The organism is Janthinobacterium saanense (assembly GCF_014200675.1).
Taxonomy (GTDB): domain Bacteria; phylum Pseudomonadota; class Gammaproteobacteria; order Burkholderiales; family Burkholderiaceae_D; genus Janthinobacterium.
In genome coordinates this window covers 90,791-106,954 of record NZ_JACHCI010000008.1, presented here as the reverse complement: position 1 = coordinate 106,954, position 16,164 = coordinate 90,791, and the positions used below count along the sequence as shown (strand labels likewise).

Here is a 16,164-nt window from a genome sequence, read left to right as displayed (position 1 = left end):
TCAGGCTTGCGTAGCGGCATAACAGCGTTGCAGGGCCTGCGCCAGGTATTGCCGCACCATGCTGGCGGAGACGCCAAGCTGGGCGGCGATTTCCTTGTGCGTCAGTCCGTCAAGCTGGCTGTACAGGAACGCGGCGCGTGCCTTGCCGGGCAGGCCATCGAGGATCTGGTCTACCGCCTGCAGTGTTTCCATGACCAGGGCCTGGTCTTCTGCCGAAGGCGTCCAGGCTTCGTCCTGCAAGCGCAGGCTATCGAGCCAGGCCTGTTCCAGCTCGCGCCGCCGCCACAGTTTCCACACCAGCCGCTTGGCGATCGTGATGATCAGGGCGCGCGCTTCACGCACGTTTTCCAGCCTGGGCTGTTCGATCAACTGTACGAAGGTATCGCCCGTAATGTCTTGCGCATCTTGCAGATTGCGCAAGCGGCCATACAGACGGCCCAGCAGCCAGGGGCAGTCATCGGCATAGATACGGGCCAGTACTTGCTGGCGTTGTGCGAGCGAAAGGATGGAAGACATGAGGAGAGGGCGGCGATCTTGGTCTTAAATGAGAATGATAATCAATGCCATTATAGGGCAAGGTATTATCTATATGCAAAAGATCATCGCCAGCATGGAACAGTATGTGCGACAGCATCGCCGGAAACAAAAAGGGCCTTGCGTTTGCAAGGCCCTGCGCGATGGTGCTAGAGCAGCATATTTCGAACGTGTTTTCTTTACAAAGGCTGGAACACGCCGGCGGCGCGGTTCTTTTGTACATTGTCCCAGGCAAAAATCTGGCCATTCATGGCCACGTACACGCCGGCTGGCAAGGTTTGCGCCACGCCGCAGGCAAAGCCCAGGTTGAACAGGGCGTCGGAGTTGTCGATTTCATAGGGAATCATGGCGCCCGTCAGAATCACCGTTTGTTGCAGGTTTGCCGCACCCAGCACTTGCGCCGTTTCGCGCATGGTATCGGTGCCGTGGATGATGACGATGGCTTTTTCCTGCGCGGCGCGGCACGAGGCCAGCACGCGCTGGCGGTCTGCATCCTGCATGTCGAGCGAATCGAGCAGTGGCAATTGTTCCAGCGCCACGGGCGCTGTCATGCGTGCACGGGCGATGGCAGCTGGCAAATGACTGTCGGAAAAGCCCAGGGTGCCGTTCAATTCGTTGTAGTGTTTATCGAAAGTGCCGCCAGTGGCGAGTATGCGCAAAGTCATGATGTGGTCACGATGTCAGTGGAGAATGACGCGCATGATAGCGTGAATAGCCGACCTGAGGCGAATCGAGCTTGTTGCGGCGTCTGGAAAATTCCGCCATCTGTGAGTACACTTGATTCTTTGCCTCGCCTACCGGCTGGACTCCCGTATGAAAGCGCTCGCTCCCGGCACCGTCATTTTTCACCGTCACCGCGGTTACGGCGTGATCACGTCCGTCAATTTGCTGACCGGCTGGATCGCCGCCCGTTTCGGCAGCGAGGCGCGCACGCTCGATTTGAATCTGTCGACGGACGATGTGCAATTTGCCGATGGGGAAGCGATCCTGTTTCGCCGCGCGCCGCCAGACCGCATGCCGCATGCGCGCCTGATGGCCATGGTGCGCGAACTGCACCGCGCCGGTTATCAAAAGCTGTATCTGTATGCCTGGCCGAAACCTTCCGGCCTGCACTGGCGCTGGCATTTGTTTACGGGGCCGCGCGACTGGATGCAGCGGCCGTGGCGCGAAGGCTGGTATGGCTCGGGCGCCGACTACAACGTCAATCCCGTGATGGGCTGGGGCGATACGCCGGGCGCGTCAACAGGCGAGTTGATCGATGCGCTGGCCCGTTTCGATCCGCAAGGGCTGGCCCAGGCGCTGGGCCGCGATGAAGACCACACGGCCTGGTTCGCGCAAGTGTGCGATGCCTTGCTGCCCAACTATATGTATAGCCTGGACATGCAGCGCCCCGACGGCGGCCTTTTGCAAGACAGGCCGCCGGTGCCCGTGATCGGCGTGCGCGCCGGCCTGGCGCCGTATGCGGGCCCGGTGCTGCCCTGGCCACCGGGCTGGGCCGGTTTGTGGACGGGCACCCACGTGCTGCCCGCCTCAGCCATCAGCCTCACGGGCGAAGCCGATCTGCTAAAGGGTTTTCAGCGCTCCTGAGGCCGCTGGCGTGCATGTTGCAGCACCTCCGGGTTGAGCAGGCGCGTGCATTGTCCCTGCTCAAAGTCGACGATGTTTTGCAGCGCATAGCGGAAATACAGCTCATAACTGTCACGCTCGACATAGCCCAGGTGCGGCGTGGCCAGCACATTCGGCAATTGCAGCAAGGGCGAGGTGGGCGGCAGTGGCTCGTCCGTAAACACGTCCAGTGCAGCCGCGCCCGGGCGACCCGTTGGCAATGCCGCTTCCAGCGCACCCGTTTCCACCAGTTCGGCGCGGCTGGTATTGACGAATAATGAAGTTGGCTTCATGCGCGCCAGGTCTTCTTTGGTCACCAGGCCACGCGTCTTGTCGGACAGGCGCAGATGCAGGCTGAGCACATCAGCTTGTTCAAAGAAGGCCTCGCGCGATTCGGCGGCCGTATCGCCAGCCGCCACCGCTGCGGCACGGCTCGCTTCACTTCCCCAGACCAGGATCTGCATGCCGAAGGCGCGGCCATAGCCCGCGATCAGCTGGCCGATCTTGCCATAACCCCAGATCGCCAGGGTGCGTCCCTTGAGCACCGTGCCCAGGGAGTTCAGCGATGGTTCGACCGATGTCGTTTGCCACAAGCCTTCTTTCAAGTGCTGGGCGTAAGGCACGATCTTGCGCTGCGCCGCCATGATCAGCGCCCACGTCAGTTCCGCCGGCGCCGTCGGCGAACCGATGCCTTCCGCGATGGCGATCCCCAGTTCCGTGGCGGCTGCCACATCGATGTGGCCAGCCACCTTGCCGGTTTGCGACAGCAGTTTCAGATTCGGCAGTTTGGACAGCAGCGCGCGGTTGAAACCGCTGCGTTCGCGTATCAGTACCAGTGCGTCGAATGGCGCCAGGCGTATCGCCAGCTGGCCCAGTCCGCGCGCCGTGTTGTGGAAGACTTTGACCTCATGTCCATCGACTAATTTGAAACAATCGAGTGTACGAACTGCATCCTGATAATCATCGAGTATGGCTATTTTCATGGTAGATGGCAGATGTTAGTAAAGATTTGGTAGGGAAATAACACGATACGGAAAATGCTGAATAGCCTACTACATTAGTCAAGCTATTCTCCTACATTTTTGCGAGAATAGCTGTTTTGCGGGTGTACAATCGCCGGCACTTTTAATGATTCCTGATCTGTCATCAGGCGCAATACTGTCGCAGCCGCCTTGGGGCATGATCAAGGAAACAGCCGCTGGCGCGTACGCCGCGGCCGACACGACACCAGAGCCCGCCGGCGTGATCTACCCGCCCGCAATGAGCCGCAGCCACCTCTCAACGATGCTGCCTGTCTTGCCGGAACGACCAGAATTTCTTTTATTGGTATTGGAGGTAACATGAATCAGCCCGTCATGAGTGGTGTCGCCGCACTCAACGTCCCAGCTTACATCAAACAGCAAAAGCTTATCAATTGGGTAGCAGATATTGCCGCGCTGACCAAGCCGGAGCGTATCTACTGGTGTGATGGCTCGCAGGAAGAGTACGAACGCCTGTGCGCCGAGATGGTAGCCAGCGGCACCATGAAAAAGCTGAACGCTGAAAAGCGTCCGAATTCCTACCTGGCGTGTTCTGACCCCAGCGACGTGGCCCGTGTCGAAGACCGCACGTATATCTGCTCGGCAACGAAAGAAGCGGCTGGCCCAACCAATAACTGGACCGAGCCTGGCGAGATGCGCCACACCCTGAACGGCCTGTTCGATGGCTGCATGCGCGGCCGCACCATGTATGTCGTGCCGTTCTCGATGGGCCCGCTGGGTTCGCCGATCGCCCATATCGGCGTGGAACTGTCCGACTCGCCTTACGTTGCCGTCAACATGAAGATCATGACCCGCATGGGCCGTGCCGTGTATGACGTGCTGGGTAGCGATGGCGAGTTCGTGCCGTGCGTACACAGCGTGGGCGCACCTTTGGCTGCCGGCCAGCAAGACGTGAAATGGCCATGCAACAGCACCAAGTACATCGTGCATTTCCCGGAAACGCGCGAAATCTGGTCCTTCGGTTCCGGCTACGGCGGCAATGCTCTGCTGGGCAAGAAATGCTTCGCCCTGCGTATCGCCTCCAACATGGGCCACCAGGAAGCGCAAGCATCGAACGACAATCCGGGCTGGCTGGCCGAACACATGCTGATCCTCGGCGTGGAATCGCCAGAAGGCAAGAAGCATTATGTGGCGGCCGCTTTCCCTTCGGCTTGCGGCAAGACCAACTTCGCCATGCTGATCCCGCCTGCCAGTTTTAACGGCTGGAAAGTGACCACCATCGGCGACGATATCGCCTGGATCAAGCCGGGCGCCGATGGCCGTTTGTACGCCATCAACCCGGAAGCGGGCTACTTCGGCGTGGCGCCTGGCACCAACGAAAAAACCAATTTCAATTGCATGGCGTCCATGCGCGACAACACCATCTTCACCAACGTGGCGCTGACCGACGATGGCGACGTGTGGTGGGAAGGCTTGACCAAGGAAGCACCGAGCCATCTGATCGACTGGCAGGGCAAGGATTGGACGCCAGCGTCCGGCACCAAGGCCGCGCATCCAAACGCCCGCTTTACTGTTGCAGCCACGCAAAACCCAGTGATCGACGCGGCCTGGGACGACCCGGCCGGCGTGCCGATCTCGGCCTTCATCTTCGGTGGCCGCCGCTCGACCACCGTACCGCTGGTGACCGAGGCGCGCAACTGGGTCGAAGGCGTCTATATGGCAGCGACCATGGGTTCCGAAACGACGGCCGCCGCCGTGGGACAGATGGGCATCGTGCGTCGTGATCCATTTGCCATGTTGCCATTTATCGGCTATAACATGAGCGACTATTTCCAGCACTGGCTGGACATGGGCGTCAAAGTGGGCAAAGTGAACCCGGGGGCCCTGCCGAAAATCTACTGCGTCAACTGGTTCCGTACCGATGAAGCAGGCAAATTTGTCTGGCCTGGTTTTGGCGACAATATGCGCGTGCTGAAATGGATGCTGGAGCGTATCGAAGGCAAGGCCGGTGGCGTGGAAAACCTGTTTGGCACCACGCCGCAATATGGCGACCTGAACTGGGATGGCTTGCCATTCACGCAGCAACAGTTCGACACCATCACCTCGATCGACAAGGCCGCGTGGGTGGAAGAATTGACATTGCATACCGAGTTGTTTGAAAAACTCGCGTATCATCTGCCGCAAGAATTGGTAGACAATAAAGCAGCGTTGGAAAAGCGTTTGCTTGCGTAAAGAGTTGTAGTGGGGGAGAAACACGCCGGCAAAGATCGGCGTGCATAAAAAGGAGAAACGGCGCAGATTGCATGAGCAATCCGCGCCGTTTTTTTATGTCCGATGACTGCGTTATTGCTTCAGCAGCGGCCCCAGGTATTTACCCGTCACGCTGGCCGCGTTCAGGGCCACCTCTTCCGGCGTGCCGGTAGCGATGATTTGCCCGCCGCCAGCACCGCCTTCAGGGCCCAGGTCGACGATCCAGTCGGCCGTCTTGATCACATCCAGGTTGTGCTCGATGATCACCAAAGTATTGCCTTGGTCGCGCAGGCGGTGTATCACTTTCAGCAGCAGATCGATATCGTGGAAGTGCAAGCCGGTGGTCGGTTCATCGAGGATGTACAGGGTGCGGCCCGTGTCGCGCTTGGACAGTTCCAGCGACAGTTTCACGCGCTGCGCTTCGCCGCCCGACAGGGTGGTGGCGCTCTGGCCCAGCTTGATGTAACCGAGGCCCACGTCGAGCAGGGTTTGCAGTTTGCGCGCAATCAGCGGTACGGGCTTGAAGAAGACATGCGCCTCTTCCACCGTCATGCCCAGCACTTCCGTGATGTTCTTGCCCTTGTATTGCACTTCCAGCGTCTCGCGGTTGTAGCGCTTGCCGTGGCACACATCGCACGGCACATAGACGTCGGGCAAGAAGTGCATCTCGACCTTGATCACGCCATCGCCCTGGCACGCTTCGCAGCGTCCGCCCTTCACGTTGAACGAGAAGCGGCCAGCGCTGTAGCCGCGTTCCTTGGCCGTCGGCACGGTAGCGAACAGATCGCGGATCGGCGTAAACAAGCCCGTGTAGGTGGCCGGGTTCGAGCGCGGCGTGCGGCCGATCGGTGCCTGGTCGACGGAAATGACTTTGTCGAAATGTTCCAGGCCGCTGATCGACTGGTGCGGCGCCGGTTCCGTTTGCGAGCCGTATAAATGGCGCGACAGCGCCGGGTACAGGGTATCGTTGACCAGCGACGATTTGCCCGAACCGGACACGCCCGTCACGCAGGTCATCAGGCCGACTGGCAAGCTCAAAGACACATTCTTCAGGTTGTTGCCCGTCGCGCCAGTGATCACCAGCTGCTTTTCCGGATTGCTGACATGGCGTTTGGCCGGCACGGCGATTTTCAGCTTGCCGTTCAGGTACTGCGCCGTCAGGGACTTCTTGTTTTTCAGGATGTCTTGCAAAGTGCCTTCGGCAATGATCTCGCCGCCGTGCACGCCCGCACCGATGCCCATGTCGACGATGTAATCGGCCGTGCGGATCGCGTCTTCATCATGCTCGACCACCAGCACGCTATTGCCGATATCGCGCAAGTGTTTGAGCGTTTCGATCAAACGGTCATTGTCGCGCTGATGCAGGCCGATCGACGGTTCATCGAGTACATACATGACGCCCGTCAAACCGGAGCCGATTTGCGACGCGAGGCGGATACGTTGTGCTTCGCCGCCCGACAAGGTGTCGGCGCTGCGGTCCAGCGACAGATAATCGAGGCCCACATTGTTAAGGAATTTCAAGCGCGAAATGATTTCCTTGACGACGCGGTCGGCGATCTCTTTCTTGGCGCCCGTCAGTTTCAGTTTTTCAAAGAATTCCAGTGTTTCGCGCAGCGGCTTTGCCGCTACTTCATAAATGGCCCGCTGTTGCTTGCCGGTGCCCACTTTGACGAAGCGCGCTTCCACGCGCAGGCGCGCACCATCGCAGGACGGACATTGCTTTTCATTGATGAACTTGGCCAGTTCTTCCTTGACGGCCATGGAGTCCGTTTCACGGTAGCGGCGCTGCAGATTGTTGACTACGCCCTCGAAGGTGTGTTCCTTGATGACAGTACGGCCGCGTTCGTTCACATAGGTAAACGGGATGGTTTGCTTGCCTGAACCGTACAGCACCACTTGCTGTGCATTCAAGGCCAGTTGCTCGAACGGCATGTCCAGGTCGAACTCGTAAAAGGCGGCCAGGTTCGACAGCATCTGGAAGTAAAACTGGTTGCGGCGGTCCCAGCCCTTGACGGCGCCCGAGGCCAGCGACAAATTCGGGAACGCGACGATGCGTTTCGGGTCAAAGAATTCTATGTGCCCCAGGCCGTCGCATTCAGGGCAGGCGCCCATCGGGTTGTTGAACGAGAACAGACGCGGTTCGAGTTCCTGCAGCGAATAACCGCAGACATTGCAGGCGAACTTGTTGGAATACACATGTTCCTTGGCGGACTCCATTTCATAGGCGATGGCGCGGCCATCGGCCAGGCGCAGGGCTGTTTCGAAACTTTCCGCCAGGCGCTGCTTGATCTCGCCATTTACTTTGACCCTGTCGATCACCACGTCGATCGTATGTTTTTCCGTCTTCTTTAATTTCGGCAGGTCATCGACTTCATAAATCTTTGCTTCATGCGTGCCGCTCTGCACGCGAAAGCGCACGAAGCCCTGGGCTTGCATCTGCTCGAACAGGTCCACGTGCTCGCCCTTGCGGTTGGCCACCACGGGCGCCAATATCATCAGCTTGGTGTCTTCCGGCATGGCCAGCACGGCGTCGACCATTTGCGACACGGATTGGGCCGCCAGCGCGTTTTCCGGGTGGTCCGGGCAATACGGCGTCCCTACGCGTGCATATAACAGGCGCAGATAATCGTGGATTTCCGTTACCGTGCCGACGGTTGAGCGCGGGTTGTGCGAGGTGGCTTTCTGTTCGATGGAAATCGCCGGCGACAGGCCTTCGATCAAGTCCACGTCCGGCTTTTCCATCAACTGCAAAAATTGGCGCGCGTAGGCCGACAGCGACTCGACATAGCGGCGCTGTCCTTCCGCGTACAGCGTATCGAAGGCCAGCGAGGACTTGCCGGAGCCGGACAGGCCGGTAATCACGATCAGCTTATTGCGCGGCAAATCGAGACTGATATTCTTGAGGTTATGCGTGCGGGCGCCGCGAATGCGGATCTGTTCCATGTGATTGCCTTGCTTTCAGTATATGGTGCGGCCAGCGTAGTGCGGGTGAGCGCGGATGGGAGCCACAAGGGGTCAACCTGTTACTATAGCCGGGTTTTGATCTGCATGCCCGGGGTCGCCACAGGGGAATTTCTTCAGCCCTGCCGTACGCCCTGACAAAGATTGATATGGATGCGTGCAGACGTTTAAACACTGTATATAATACCAGTATTCAAGTTTCTTGTTTTCCCCTGCCGTGAAAAAAAACAGGCTGCCGCACGGTAGATGACGCGCCCGGAACGTAGGTATTTGGTACCTGGTCGCTTATAATTCTCGTTTACTACATTAAACTAACGCGCGGGAATACCGGCTCCCGCTGCAGTTCATCAGGAGTTATTCATGGCATCAGTCAACAAAGTCATCATCGTCGGCAATCTGGGCCGTGACCCGGAAATCCGCTACATGCCGAGCGGCGACGCGATCGCCAACATCGCCGTGGCCACTTCGTACAAATCGAAGGACCGCAACACGGGCGAGCAAAAAGAAGTGACAGAGTGGCACCGCATCTCGTTCTTCGGCCGCCTGGCTGAAATCGTCGGCCAATACCTGAAAAAAGGTTCCTCCGTCTACGTCGAAGGCCGTCTGCAAACCCGTAAATATACGGACAAGGATGGCGTCGAGAAATACGCAACCGACATCGTCGCCGAACAAATGCAAATGCTGGGCGGCCGTTCCGGCATGGGCGGCGACGCCGGCGGTGACGACAGCTACGGCGGTGGCGGCGGCTACGAAGCCCCGGCCCCACGCCAGGCACCAGCCCCCCGTCCAGCCCCGGCACCAGCCCCACGCCCGGCACCAAAGCCAGCGCCGAACTTCTCGGATATGGATGACGATATTCCGTTCTAAGCCGCAATCACTCGGCTTGCTCAAAAAAATCCCTGCAAATCATCGCTTTGCAGGGATTTTTTTAATTCCGTAAGCCTATATCCAGGCTATAGCTAGCGGCCGCATTCCTACGCGCCGCGTTGCGCATCAGATACACCTGCACGGTGTACTCGCCATCGGCCGGCAGTTTCGCCTGATAGCTGTTGCCGCCGGATGAGCCAATAAACAGTGCTTCGTCCTTGCCTGCCTGGCGCAGGTTGAAATAATTGGATGGCTGATTGGTCTTGAGCTGGACGCGGAGCGTCTGGCCAGCCTTGCCTGTCAGCGTGTATTCGGCCGTGCCATAGCCCTTGATCTTGCCTTTTACGCTATGCGTCGGCGCTTCCGCTGTCAATTCCACTTTTTCCTTATGGACAGGGTCTGCGCTCCAGGCGGGGCTGGTCAACAAAAGCGCCGCCAGTAGCAGGCTGGCGCGAATAGGTGTCGGTGGCATGTCTTGCTCCCTTGAATGGTGATGGATGACGGCGGTGTCGTGCAGTGCAAAACTGTAGTATTGCATGAAAAATATGGCACTGCCTTTGGTCGCGATGCGGTGTGCAACAGGTGTTCCTGATATGACTGTCAACACGCTGGCAGTAAAATGACGGGATTACGCTTTATAGTCTTCGCTCCTGCCATGCAATGCATCCCCATCGCTGTTTCCCTGCTGCTCGCTTTCCGTTTTGAGGAAGTCATGCAGATCGCAAAGGCACGCGACCGGAAGATTATCGATGCGGAATGCAGTTTTGCCGAGGCTATCGTCGCTATCCAGAATGAGTACGCTGGCATTGAACGCTATCCGGGGCGCTTGCTGATTGCCGATGCGGAGGATGAAAACTTTGTCGCGACACGGCGCGTGGGCGAGTACACGATTTTCAGCTATCGCTACAGCCCGCGCCAGCTGTTGCAGTTTGCGCTGAAGGACAGCAGCTGGGCGGAAGGCGTAGCGTTCCAGGCTGGCGCCTACAAGATTATCGGCGTCAAGCAATTCAAGACGCCGACCGGTTTTCCCGTCAGGTTGCTGGTGGCGCAGGGCTTCCAGTGTTATGGCCCGCCGTAAGGTACGGGCTTTGTCTGCCTACTTCGTCACCGGCACCTTGGCCGTACTGCGCTGCAATAACCATAGCAAGGCCAGGGCCAATAGCGCGGTGCCAACCATCACGTCGCCGATCAGGTCGAAATGCTGCAGCTTGCCATCGGCGCCGAAGGTGACGATGTGGCCGGCGATGACGGAGGCGACGCCGCCGGCCAGTTGCTGGATCGAGGCGCTGATGGCATTGAAGGAGCCGCGCTGGTTGGCCGCCGGCACGGATGAGACCAGCGCCTGATACGGGATCATGCGTGAAAAGATACCGACGAACATCAGTGCGTTGATGAATATCAATGCCGGCAGGCTGATGGTGGTCAGGCGGGTGTAGACCAGCACCATCACGATGGAGACCACGGTGCCAAAAGTAAACACGCGGAACTTGCCGTAGGCGTCGGCGGCCTTGCCGATCAGGGGGCCGAAAAAGATGGTGCACACGCCCGTCACCAGGTAGACGGTGGGCAACTGGTGCATGTCGATGCCCAGGTTGTTGACGATGTAGGCGCTGCTGAATGGCATCAGCATGAAGCCGCCCGTGGTCAGCACGGCCGTGATGGCAAACGCCAGCAGGTAGCGCCTCTCGGTGACGGTGTGGTACAGATGCATCCACGGGCTGTGTTCTTGCGGCAGCGCCAAGTGGGCGTTGACTGGCTGCATTTTTCGCAGCATCAGCAAGCCGCCCACGAGACCGAAGCCGGCCATGGCCAAAAACGGCATATGCCAGTCCCAGCGGTTGGCCAGGTAGAGACCAATAGGGATGCCCAGCACCTGGCTGGCCGCAAACGCGGTCTGGATCAGGCCCATGACCCGGCCCCGCATATGGGGCGGAAACAAATCGGTTGAAATAGCCAGCACGATGGAGCCGATCACACCGCCAAACAGGCCGGTGACTATGCGCGCCAGCAACAGCATTTCATAGCTGCCGGCCAGGCCGCACCACAGGGTACCGAGCAGGAAACCGGTATAGAAAAACAGTAGCAGTTTCTTGCGGTCGTAGCGGTCGGCCAGGCCGGCCGTCAGCAAGCCGGCGATGCCGGCGCTGAAGGCGTAGGCTGAAACGACCAGGCCGAATTGTGCGGTATCAATCTTCAGTTCAGGAATGATCATTGCGCCCAGCGGCGACATCAGCATGAAGTCGACGATGACGGCAAACTGCAAGAAGGCCAGTATCGTGACGACGATTTTCTGGTAAGGGGAGAATGTGCCTGGCGTGTCCTGGATGGTGGAAGTCATGGTTTGCTTCAGATGTTAGGTTGTGCCGGACGGCCACGCTGCGCGCATTGCTGCAGGAACTGTTCGCGCTCTTCCGGCGTCATTTTTTGCCAGCGCTGCCATTGGCCATGATCGTGCCTGTGGCCGCGTCCGCGAAAGCCGCCAAACAGGATGCGGCTCAGCACCAGCAAGCCCAGCGCGCGCCAGTAATCAATGCTTGTCACGCCTGGTACCAGGCCGGGCATGACCCAGTTCCACAGCAGCATGACCACGCCGCCCAGCACCGCTGCACCGGCCAATAGCAGGCCCAGCTTGGCCAGCTTTTTCATCTTTGTTTTCAAATCCATGATATTGCTCCATCGTTAGTCGTTGTGAAAATCTTGTAGCTGCGTGCGCAGAGACAAGACTGCATAGCGCTTGCGCGCCAGTAATGTGTTCACGGCAACGCCGCTTTGTGCCGCCATTTGCTTGAAACTGACCCCTTCCAGCTCATGCGCGATAAACACCTCGCGCTGATTGGCTGGCAAGGCTTCCAGGGCGCTGTGCAAGGCTTGCAGCAGCATTGCCCGGGCATAAGCCGCTTCCGGCCCGGCATCGCCCGAGGGCAGCAGCAAGTCCAGGCGGTAAGCCTCGTCGTCGTCACCATCGTCGATATCGTCCAGCGAAGTTTCCTTCTTCTTGCGGAAGCGGTCGATGATGCGGTTGCGCGCCACCCGGAACAGCCAGGCGCTGGCTTGTTCTATCGGCGCCGGCAGCCGGCACGCCTCGATGAATTCCTGGAACACGTCTTGCAGGATGTCATCGGCATCGGTGGGGTCACGCACGCGACGGCGTATGAAATTGCCCAATTTCAGCTGCTCGCGTTCGACGGTGTCGGCGATGTGCTGTTCGTGCGCTGCGCTGGGGGAAGGAGTCTTGGGCGGGTTCATGTCATTGAAGACGTTTCAGAATCGCAAATATTGTGGCTTGCTGTACTTATATTTTGCGCCCGCCAAAAAAAACGGGCCGTGCAATGCAATGATTGCGCGGCCCGTTTGCCAGGTGTCAGCGGTGAATCAGCGCTGGTTAATTAAAACTGACTTCCTTGCGGTTATCGCTAGACACGCGGTCGATCATCTTGTTGTAAGGATCGACGCCCACATCGAACGGTTTTTCCTTGACGGTGATCGTCACCACCGGATCGCTGCCTTGCAAGCTGCGCTTGTCGGTGAACAAGACTTTCTCATCTTTTTCTTTGCCGCCTGGCGGACGCGAGAAGATGGCGATTTCTACCGGTTCGTCATACACGCGCGGGCTCTCCTTGCCCTTGCCGTCGGATTCCAGCTTGGCCAGGTGCAGCTTCATGGTGACATCCCATTGGCCATCGGCCCGCTTGACGGCTTTCGCTTCCGTCACACGGTTGTCGTAGAACACGATCTTCTCGAACAAATCCGTGATCAGCGCCTGTTTGTCTTGCGGTGCTTCGGCGCGGATGTAGCTCAGCAGTTCCAGCGTATTGGTGAACGGTGCTTGCTGGAAACCTTTGTCTTGCAGATAGCGTTTCAGGGCACGGTTCAGCGCTTCCTCGCCGATTTCATCGCGCAGGCGGTAAAACACCAGGCTGCCCTTGTTGTAGTGGATGTATTGCTGGCCTTCCACACGCGCCAAAGGCAGTTCCTCGATGGCTTCGCCGCCACGCCCGCTCAGGTAACGGTCCAGCTCATAGCGCAGGAAGCGGCGCATTTTTTCGCGGCCGTATTCCTTTTCCATCACCATCAAGGCCGAGTATTGCGCCAGCGACTCCATCAGCATGGTGGCGCCCTGCACGTTGGCGCCGATCACCTGGTGGCCCCACCACTGGTGCGCCATTTCATGCGCGGTAACGTAGAACACGTAGTCGATGTCATCTTTCTTGCGCAGGTCGGCGATAAAGCCGATGCCTTCCGAATACGGAATGGTATTGGCGAAGGACTGGGCAAAGCTCTGGTAGCCCGGGAACTCCAGAATACGCACCTGCTTGTGCTGGTAAGGCGTGAACTGGGTGGTGTAGTAGTCGAGCGACTTTTGCACGGAGGTGATCATGCGCTCCGTGTTGTAGCCATGCTTTTTATCGTAGTAAATTTCGATCGGCACACCATGCCAGTCGCCTTTCTTGAGCTCCCAGCGCGCCGACAGATAGGCGAAGAAAGGCATCATCGGCTGATCCATCTTGTAGTGGAAATAGCGGCGGCCATCCTTTTCCCAGCTTTTTTGCAAGTAGCCAGGCGCCACGGCGATCTGGTCGCTGCTGGTGGACACGGTGGTGTCGAAATTGATCCAGTCCGCTTCGCTGCCAAACACGGTATTGCCGTAGGCCGATTTGTCTTCCAGCTTGGCCATGCGCTGCGGTTCGCCCAGGCCCCGTTTGCGGCGCTCGTTGCGGTCGGTCAGCTCGAAGCTTTTTGCATAGCCGAAATGCGGGAAAAAGGCCTGGTTATTGAAGAACGTACCGTTCAGGTTGACCTGGTCCGGTGCACCGCTGTTGGTAAATCCTTCATGAGTGACTGCCACCGTGAAGTCCAGCGGCAAGGTTGCGCCTGGCGCCAGTGGCTGGGCCAGCTTGAGAATGCTGAATCCCAGCTCCTTGTCGTCCAGTTCCACCTTGTGCGCTGGCAAGTTCAGCCAATGCGTTTCCAGATCGGGATTAAGCTGGATACGCAGGGTATCGAGTGGCTGCTGGGTCTTGTTCTGCAACACATAATGGCCCTTGATCAGCACCTTGCGCTGTTGCGGGTAGATATCGACATTCGCCTGGATGTCGGTAATCTTTGGCTGCGGCAAGTCCTTATACTGCTTGTACATTTTTTCGTAGCGGGCCTGCTTGTCCATCTCTATATTCGATGGCACGTACTGGTTCAGCACATTGGTGTTGTAAAAGATCCAGCCACCCGTACCTATCCAGGCCAGCAGCACCACCGCCAGGGCGCCGCCGGTGCTGCTTTTGAGGCGCTGGCCAGCCAGGCGCACGCGCGCGCGCCAGCCGGTCGACAGGCCGCGTACCCAGAATGCCTGTGCCACGATCAGCAGTGCCACGGTAAACAAGCTCCAGTACAGTGCAAACCAGCTCCAGCCCGTCAGGAAGTGGCCATAGCCATTCATGTCCGAGTATTTGATCGCAGGCGTGGCGGCGAAGTTGTACAGATTGTGTTCGAAATGCAGCATGCCCAGCACGCCTTGCACGATCATCAGCACGATCACCAGCAGGTAGCCGATGAATTTATTGTTGGACAGCACTTGCAAGGTGAGGGCACATAAAGCCATCAGCACGAAGAAGAATGCGCCCAGCAAACTGCCTTTCAGGTACAGCGCCAGTTCCACCGGTGCGCCGCCCTTGAACAGCTGGAAGCCGATCGCCGCGATCACGCCGACCAGCAGGTAGCCGACGATCACGCCGATCAGCGCCGTGCACTTGGCCAGCAGTGGTACCCAGTTGGGCACCGGCATGGCGTCGCTGACATCGGCGATCTTGACTTGCCTTTCCTTGAAGATCAGTTCGCCCGCGTAAAAGGCGACGATGATGATCAACAGGAAGCTGAAGCTGTTGCTGATATTTTGCAGCATCAGATGCGTCATCGGATACACGGCCGTGCCGTACATGTCTTTGGCCACGCTGGAGCCGGCGATCAGGTTGATCACGCCGAACAGCAGCATGACCATGAACGGTACGCTCCTGAACACGCTGACGGCGTCGAAGCGCAGGATTTGCCACCATTGGCGCCAGCCGGTCGTGCCAGTGAAGCGGGGCACGGTGCGTGGCAGGTGCAGCGGGGCCGAGACGGCGGGTGCGGCGGCCTGGAGCTTGCTCTGGCCTAACCAGCGCTTGCCGGTACCGGCGCGCTGCGGCTTGAACAGCAGCACGGTAGCGATGAACAGCACGGCCGTGATGCCCAGCCATAGCAGGCGGTTGGCCAGCAGGAAGCCGGAAAATGGCGGCAAGATGGTGTTCGCTTCGGAAGACGTGAAATAGCGCGTCATGCGGCCAAAGGCGCGCACGCCAAACGGGTCGAGCAGCACCGAGACCCATTCATTGTTGATGTCGCGCGTAAAAGCGCCGGCAATAGCCCACAGCACGAAAAAGCCCAGCACGCCCACGTAGACCAGCATCATCGAACGCGTGGTCGCTGCCAGCAGCATCAGCAGCGCACCGATGAATAGCAGGTTGGGGATCACCATGATGGCGAAGCTCCAGGCGTAGGTATGCAGCGAGAACGCGCCTACCCGTTGCGGATCGACCCAGGGCATGATGGGGCCGAGCATGGTGGCCAGGGCGATTGCGATAAAAATCACCAGGCAGGCGGCAAAGCCGGCGGCGAAGCGGCCGAATAAATAATCCCATTTACGCATGGGCGTGGCGAACAGCATGTCGGCCATGCCCACTTCGCTGTCGCGCAGCACGGCGCCGGCGATGAAGACTGTGACCAGGAACATCGCCAGCAGGCTGAACATGCCCATGATCTGCGCGATGACGGTGGGGGCGTTGCGGTTGATGTTGCCGATGGCGCCGCCGATCTGCACGGAATCGCTGGTGGTGACGCCAAAGGCCATCAAGGCCATGATGGCGGCAAATACCCACAGCAGCGGTTGTTTCAGCTGGTAGCCGAGGTCAAACTTGAAAAATTCCTTCCACATGGC

At 58.6% G+C, this 16,164-nt stretch carries 13 protein-coding genes; 4 read left to right on the top strand and 9 right to left on the bottom strand.

Features of this window, described 5'->3' with window-relative positions; genetic code table 11:
• Together HDE72_RS13175 and HDE72_RS13170 are read right to left on the bottom strand one after the other, a co-directional pair.
• A complete protein-coding gene (locus HDE72_RS13175; RefSeq protein WP_183741509.1) occupies nucleotides 1-516 on the bottom strand; it encodes a sigma-70 family RNA polymerase sigma factor in 516 nt (171 codons plus the stop codon).
• Nucleotides 517-713: 197 nt separating this feature from the next.
• Nucleotides 714-1,199: an asparaginase domain-containing protein gene (locus HDE72_RS13170; protein ID WP_034781194.1), complete on the bottom strand. Its 486-nt coding sequence runs from the start codon at nucleotides 1,197-1,199 to the stop codon at nucleotides 714-716.
• 148 nt (nucleotides 1,200-1,347) lie between these two features.
• Between HDE72_RS13170 and HDE72_RS13165 the strand changes: the two genes are divergently transcribed.
• Entirely contained in the window at nucleotides 1,348-2,121 is a 774-nt protein-coding gene (locus HDE72_RS13165) for an L-asparaginase (RefSeq protein WP_183741507.1), read from the top strand.
• Here the strand turns inward: HDE72_RS13165 and HDE72_RS13160 are convergent.
• On the bottom strand, nucleotides 2,109-3,122 hold the full coding sequence (locus HDE72_RS13160) for a D-2-hydroxyacid dehydrogenase family protein (protein WP_183741505.1): 1,014 nt from the start codon (nucleotides 3,120-3,122) through the stop codon (nucleotides 2,109-2,111). The genes HDE72_RS13165 and HDE72_RS13160 overlap by 13 nt on opposite strands.
• Nucleotides 3,123-3,479: 357 nt before the next feature.
• On the opposite strand from HDE72_RS13160, the gene HDE72_RS13150 reads away from it, so the two are divergent.
• Nucleotides 3,480-5,351, top strand: a complete 1,872-nt coding sequence (locus tag HDE72_RS13150) for a phosphoenolpyruvate carboxykinase (GTP) (RefSeq protein ID WP_183741501.1) — start codon at nucleotides 3,480-3,482, stop codon at nucleotides 5,349-5,351.
• 111 nt (nucleotides 5,352-5,462) lie between these two features.
• Here HDE72_RS13150 and uvrA read toward each other — a convergent pair whose 3' ends face one another.
• Entirely contained in the window at nucleotides 5,463-8,312 is a 2,850-nt protein-coding gene (gene uvrA / locus HDE72_RS13145) for an excinuclease ABC subunit UvrA (protein ID WP_183741499.1), read from the bottom strand.
• 378 nt (nucleotides 8,313-8,690) lie between these two features.
• Between uvrA and ssb the strand changes: the two genes are divergently transcribed.
• On the top strand, nucleotides 8,691-9,197 hold the full coding sequence (gene ssb / locus HDE72_RS13140) for a single-stranded DNA-binding protein (protein WP_183682695.1): 507 nt from the start codon (nucleotides 8,691-8,693) through the stop codon (nucleotides 9,195-9,197).
• Nucleotides 9,198-9,258: 61 nt separating this feature from the next.
• Here ssb and HDE72_RS13135 read toward each other — a convergent pair whose 3' ends face one another.
• A complete protein-coding gene (locus HDE72_RS13135) occupies nucleotides 9,259-9,669 on the bottom strand; it encodes a hypothetical protein (protein WP_183741497.1) in 411 nt (136 codons plus the stop codon).
• A 147-nt stretch (nucleotides 9,670-9,816) separates the two neighbouring features.
• Here HDE72_RS13135 and HDE72_RS13130 point away from each other — a divergent pair, with 147 nt between their 5' ends.
• Entirely contained in the window at nucleotides 9,817-10,275 is a 459-nt protein-coding gene (locus HDE72_RS13130) for a hypothetical protein (protein WP_183741496.1), read from the top strand.
• 18 nt (nucleotides 10,276-10,293) lie between these two features.
• Here the strand turns inward: HDE72_RS13130 and HDE72_RS13125 are convergent, their stop codons facing one another.
• From HDE72_RS13125 to HDE72_RS13110, 4 genes are all read right to left on the bottom strand, one after another.
• Nucleotides 10,294-11,535 carry an MFS transporter gene (locus HDE72_RS13125; protein WP_183741494.1) on the bottom strand — a complete coding sequence of 414 codons (1,242 nt, stop codon included), beginning with the start codon at nucleotides 11,533-11,535 and terminating at the stop codon, nucleotides 10,294-10,296.
• 8 nt (nucleotides 11,536-11,543) lie between these two features.
• Entirely contained in the window at nucleotides 11,544-11,855 is a 312-nt protein-coding gene (locus tag HDE72_RS13120) for a hypothetical protein (RefSeq protein ID WP_409254965.1), read from the bottom strand.
• Nucleotides 11,856-11,876: 21 nt separating this feature from the next.
• Nucleotides 11,877-12,443, bottom strand: a complete 567-nt coding sequence (locus HDE72_RS13115; protein WP_183741491.1) for an RNA polymerase sigma factor — start codon at nucleotides 12,441-12,443, stop codon at nucleotides 11,877-11,879.
• A gap of 136 nt (nucleotides 12,444-12,579) precedes the next feature.
• Complete coding sequence (locus tag HDE72_RS13110; RefSeq protein WP_183741489.1) at nucleotides 12,580-16,161, bottom strand: ABC transporter permease/M1 family aminopeptidase; 3,582 nt, start codon at nucleotides 16,159-16,161, stop codon at nucleotides 12,580-12,582.
• Between the last annotated feature and the right edge of the window lie 3 nt (nucleotides 16,162-16,164).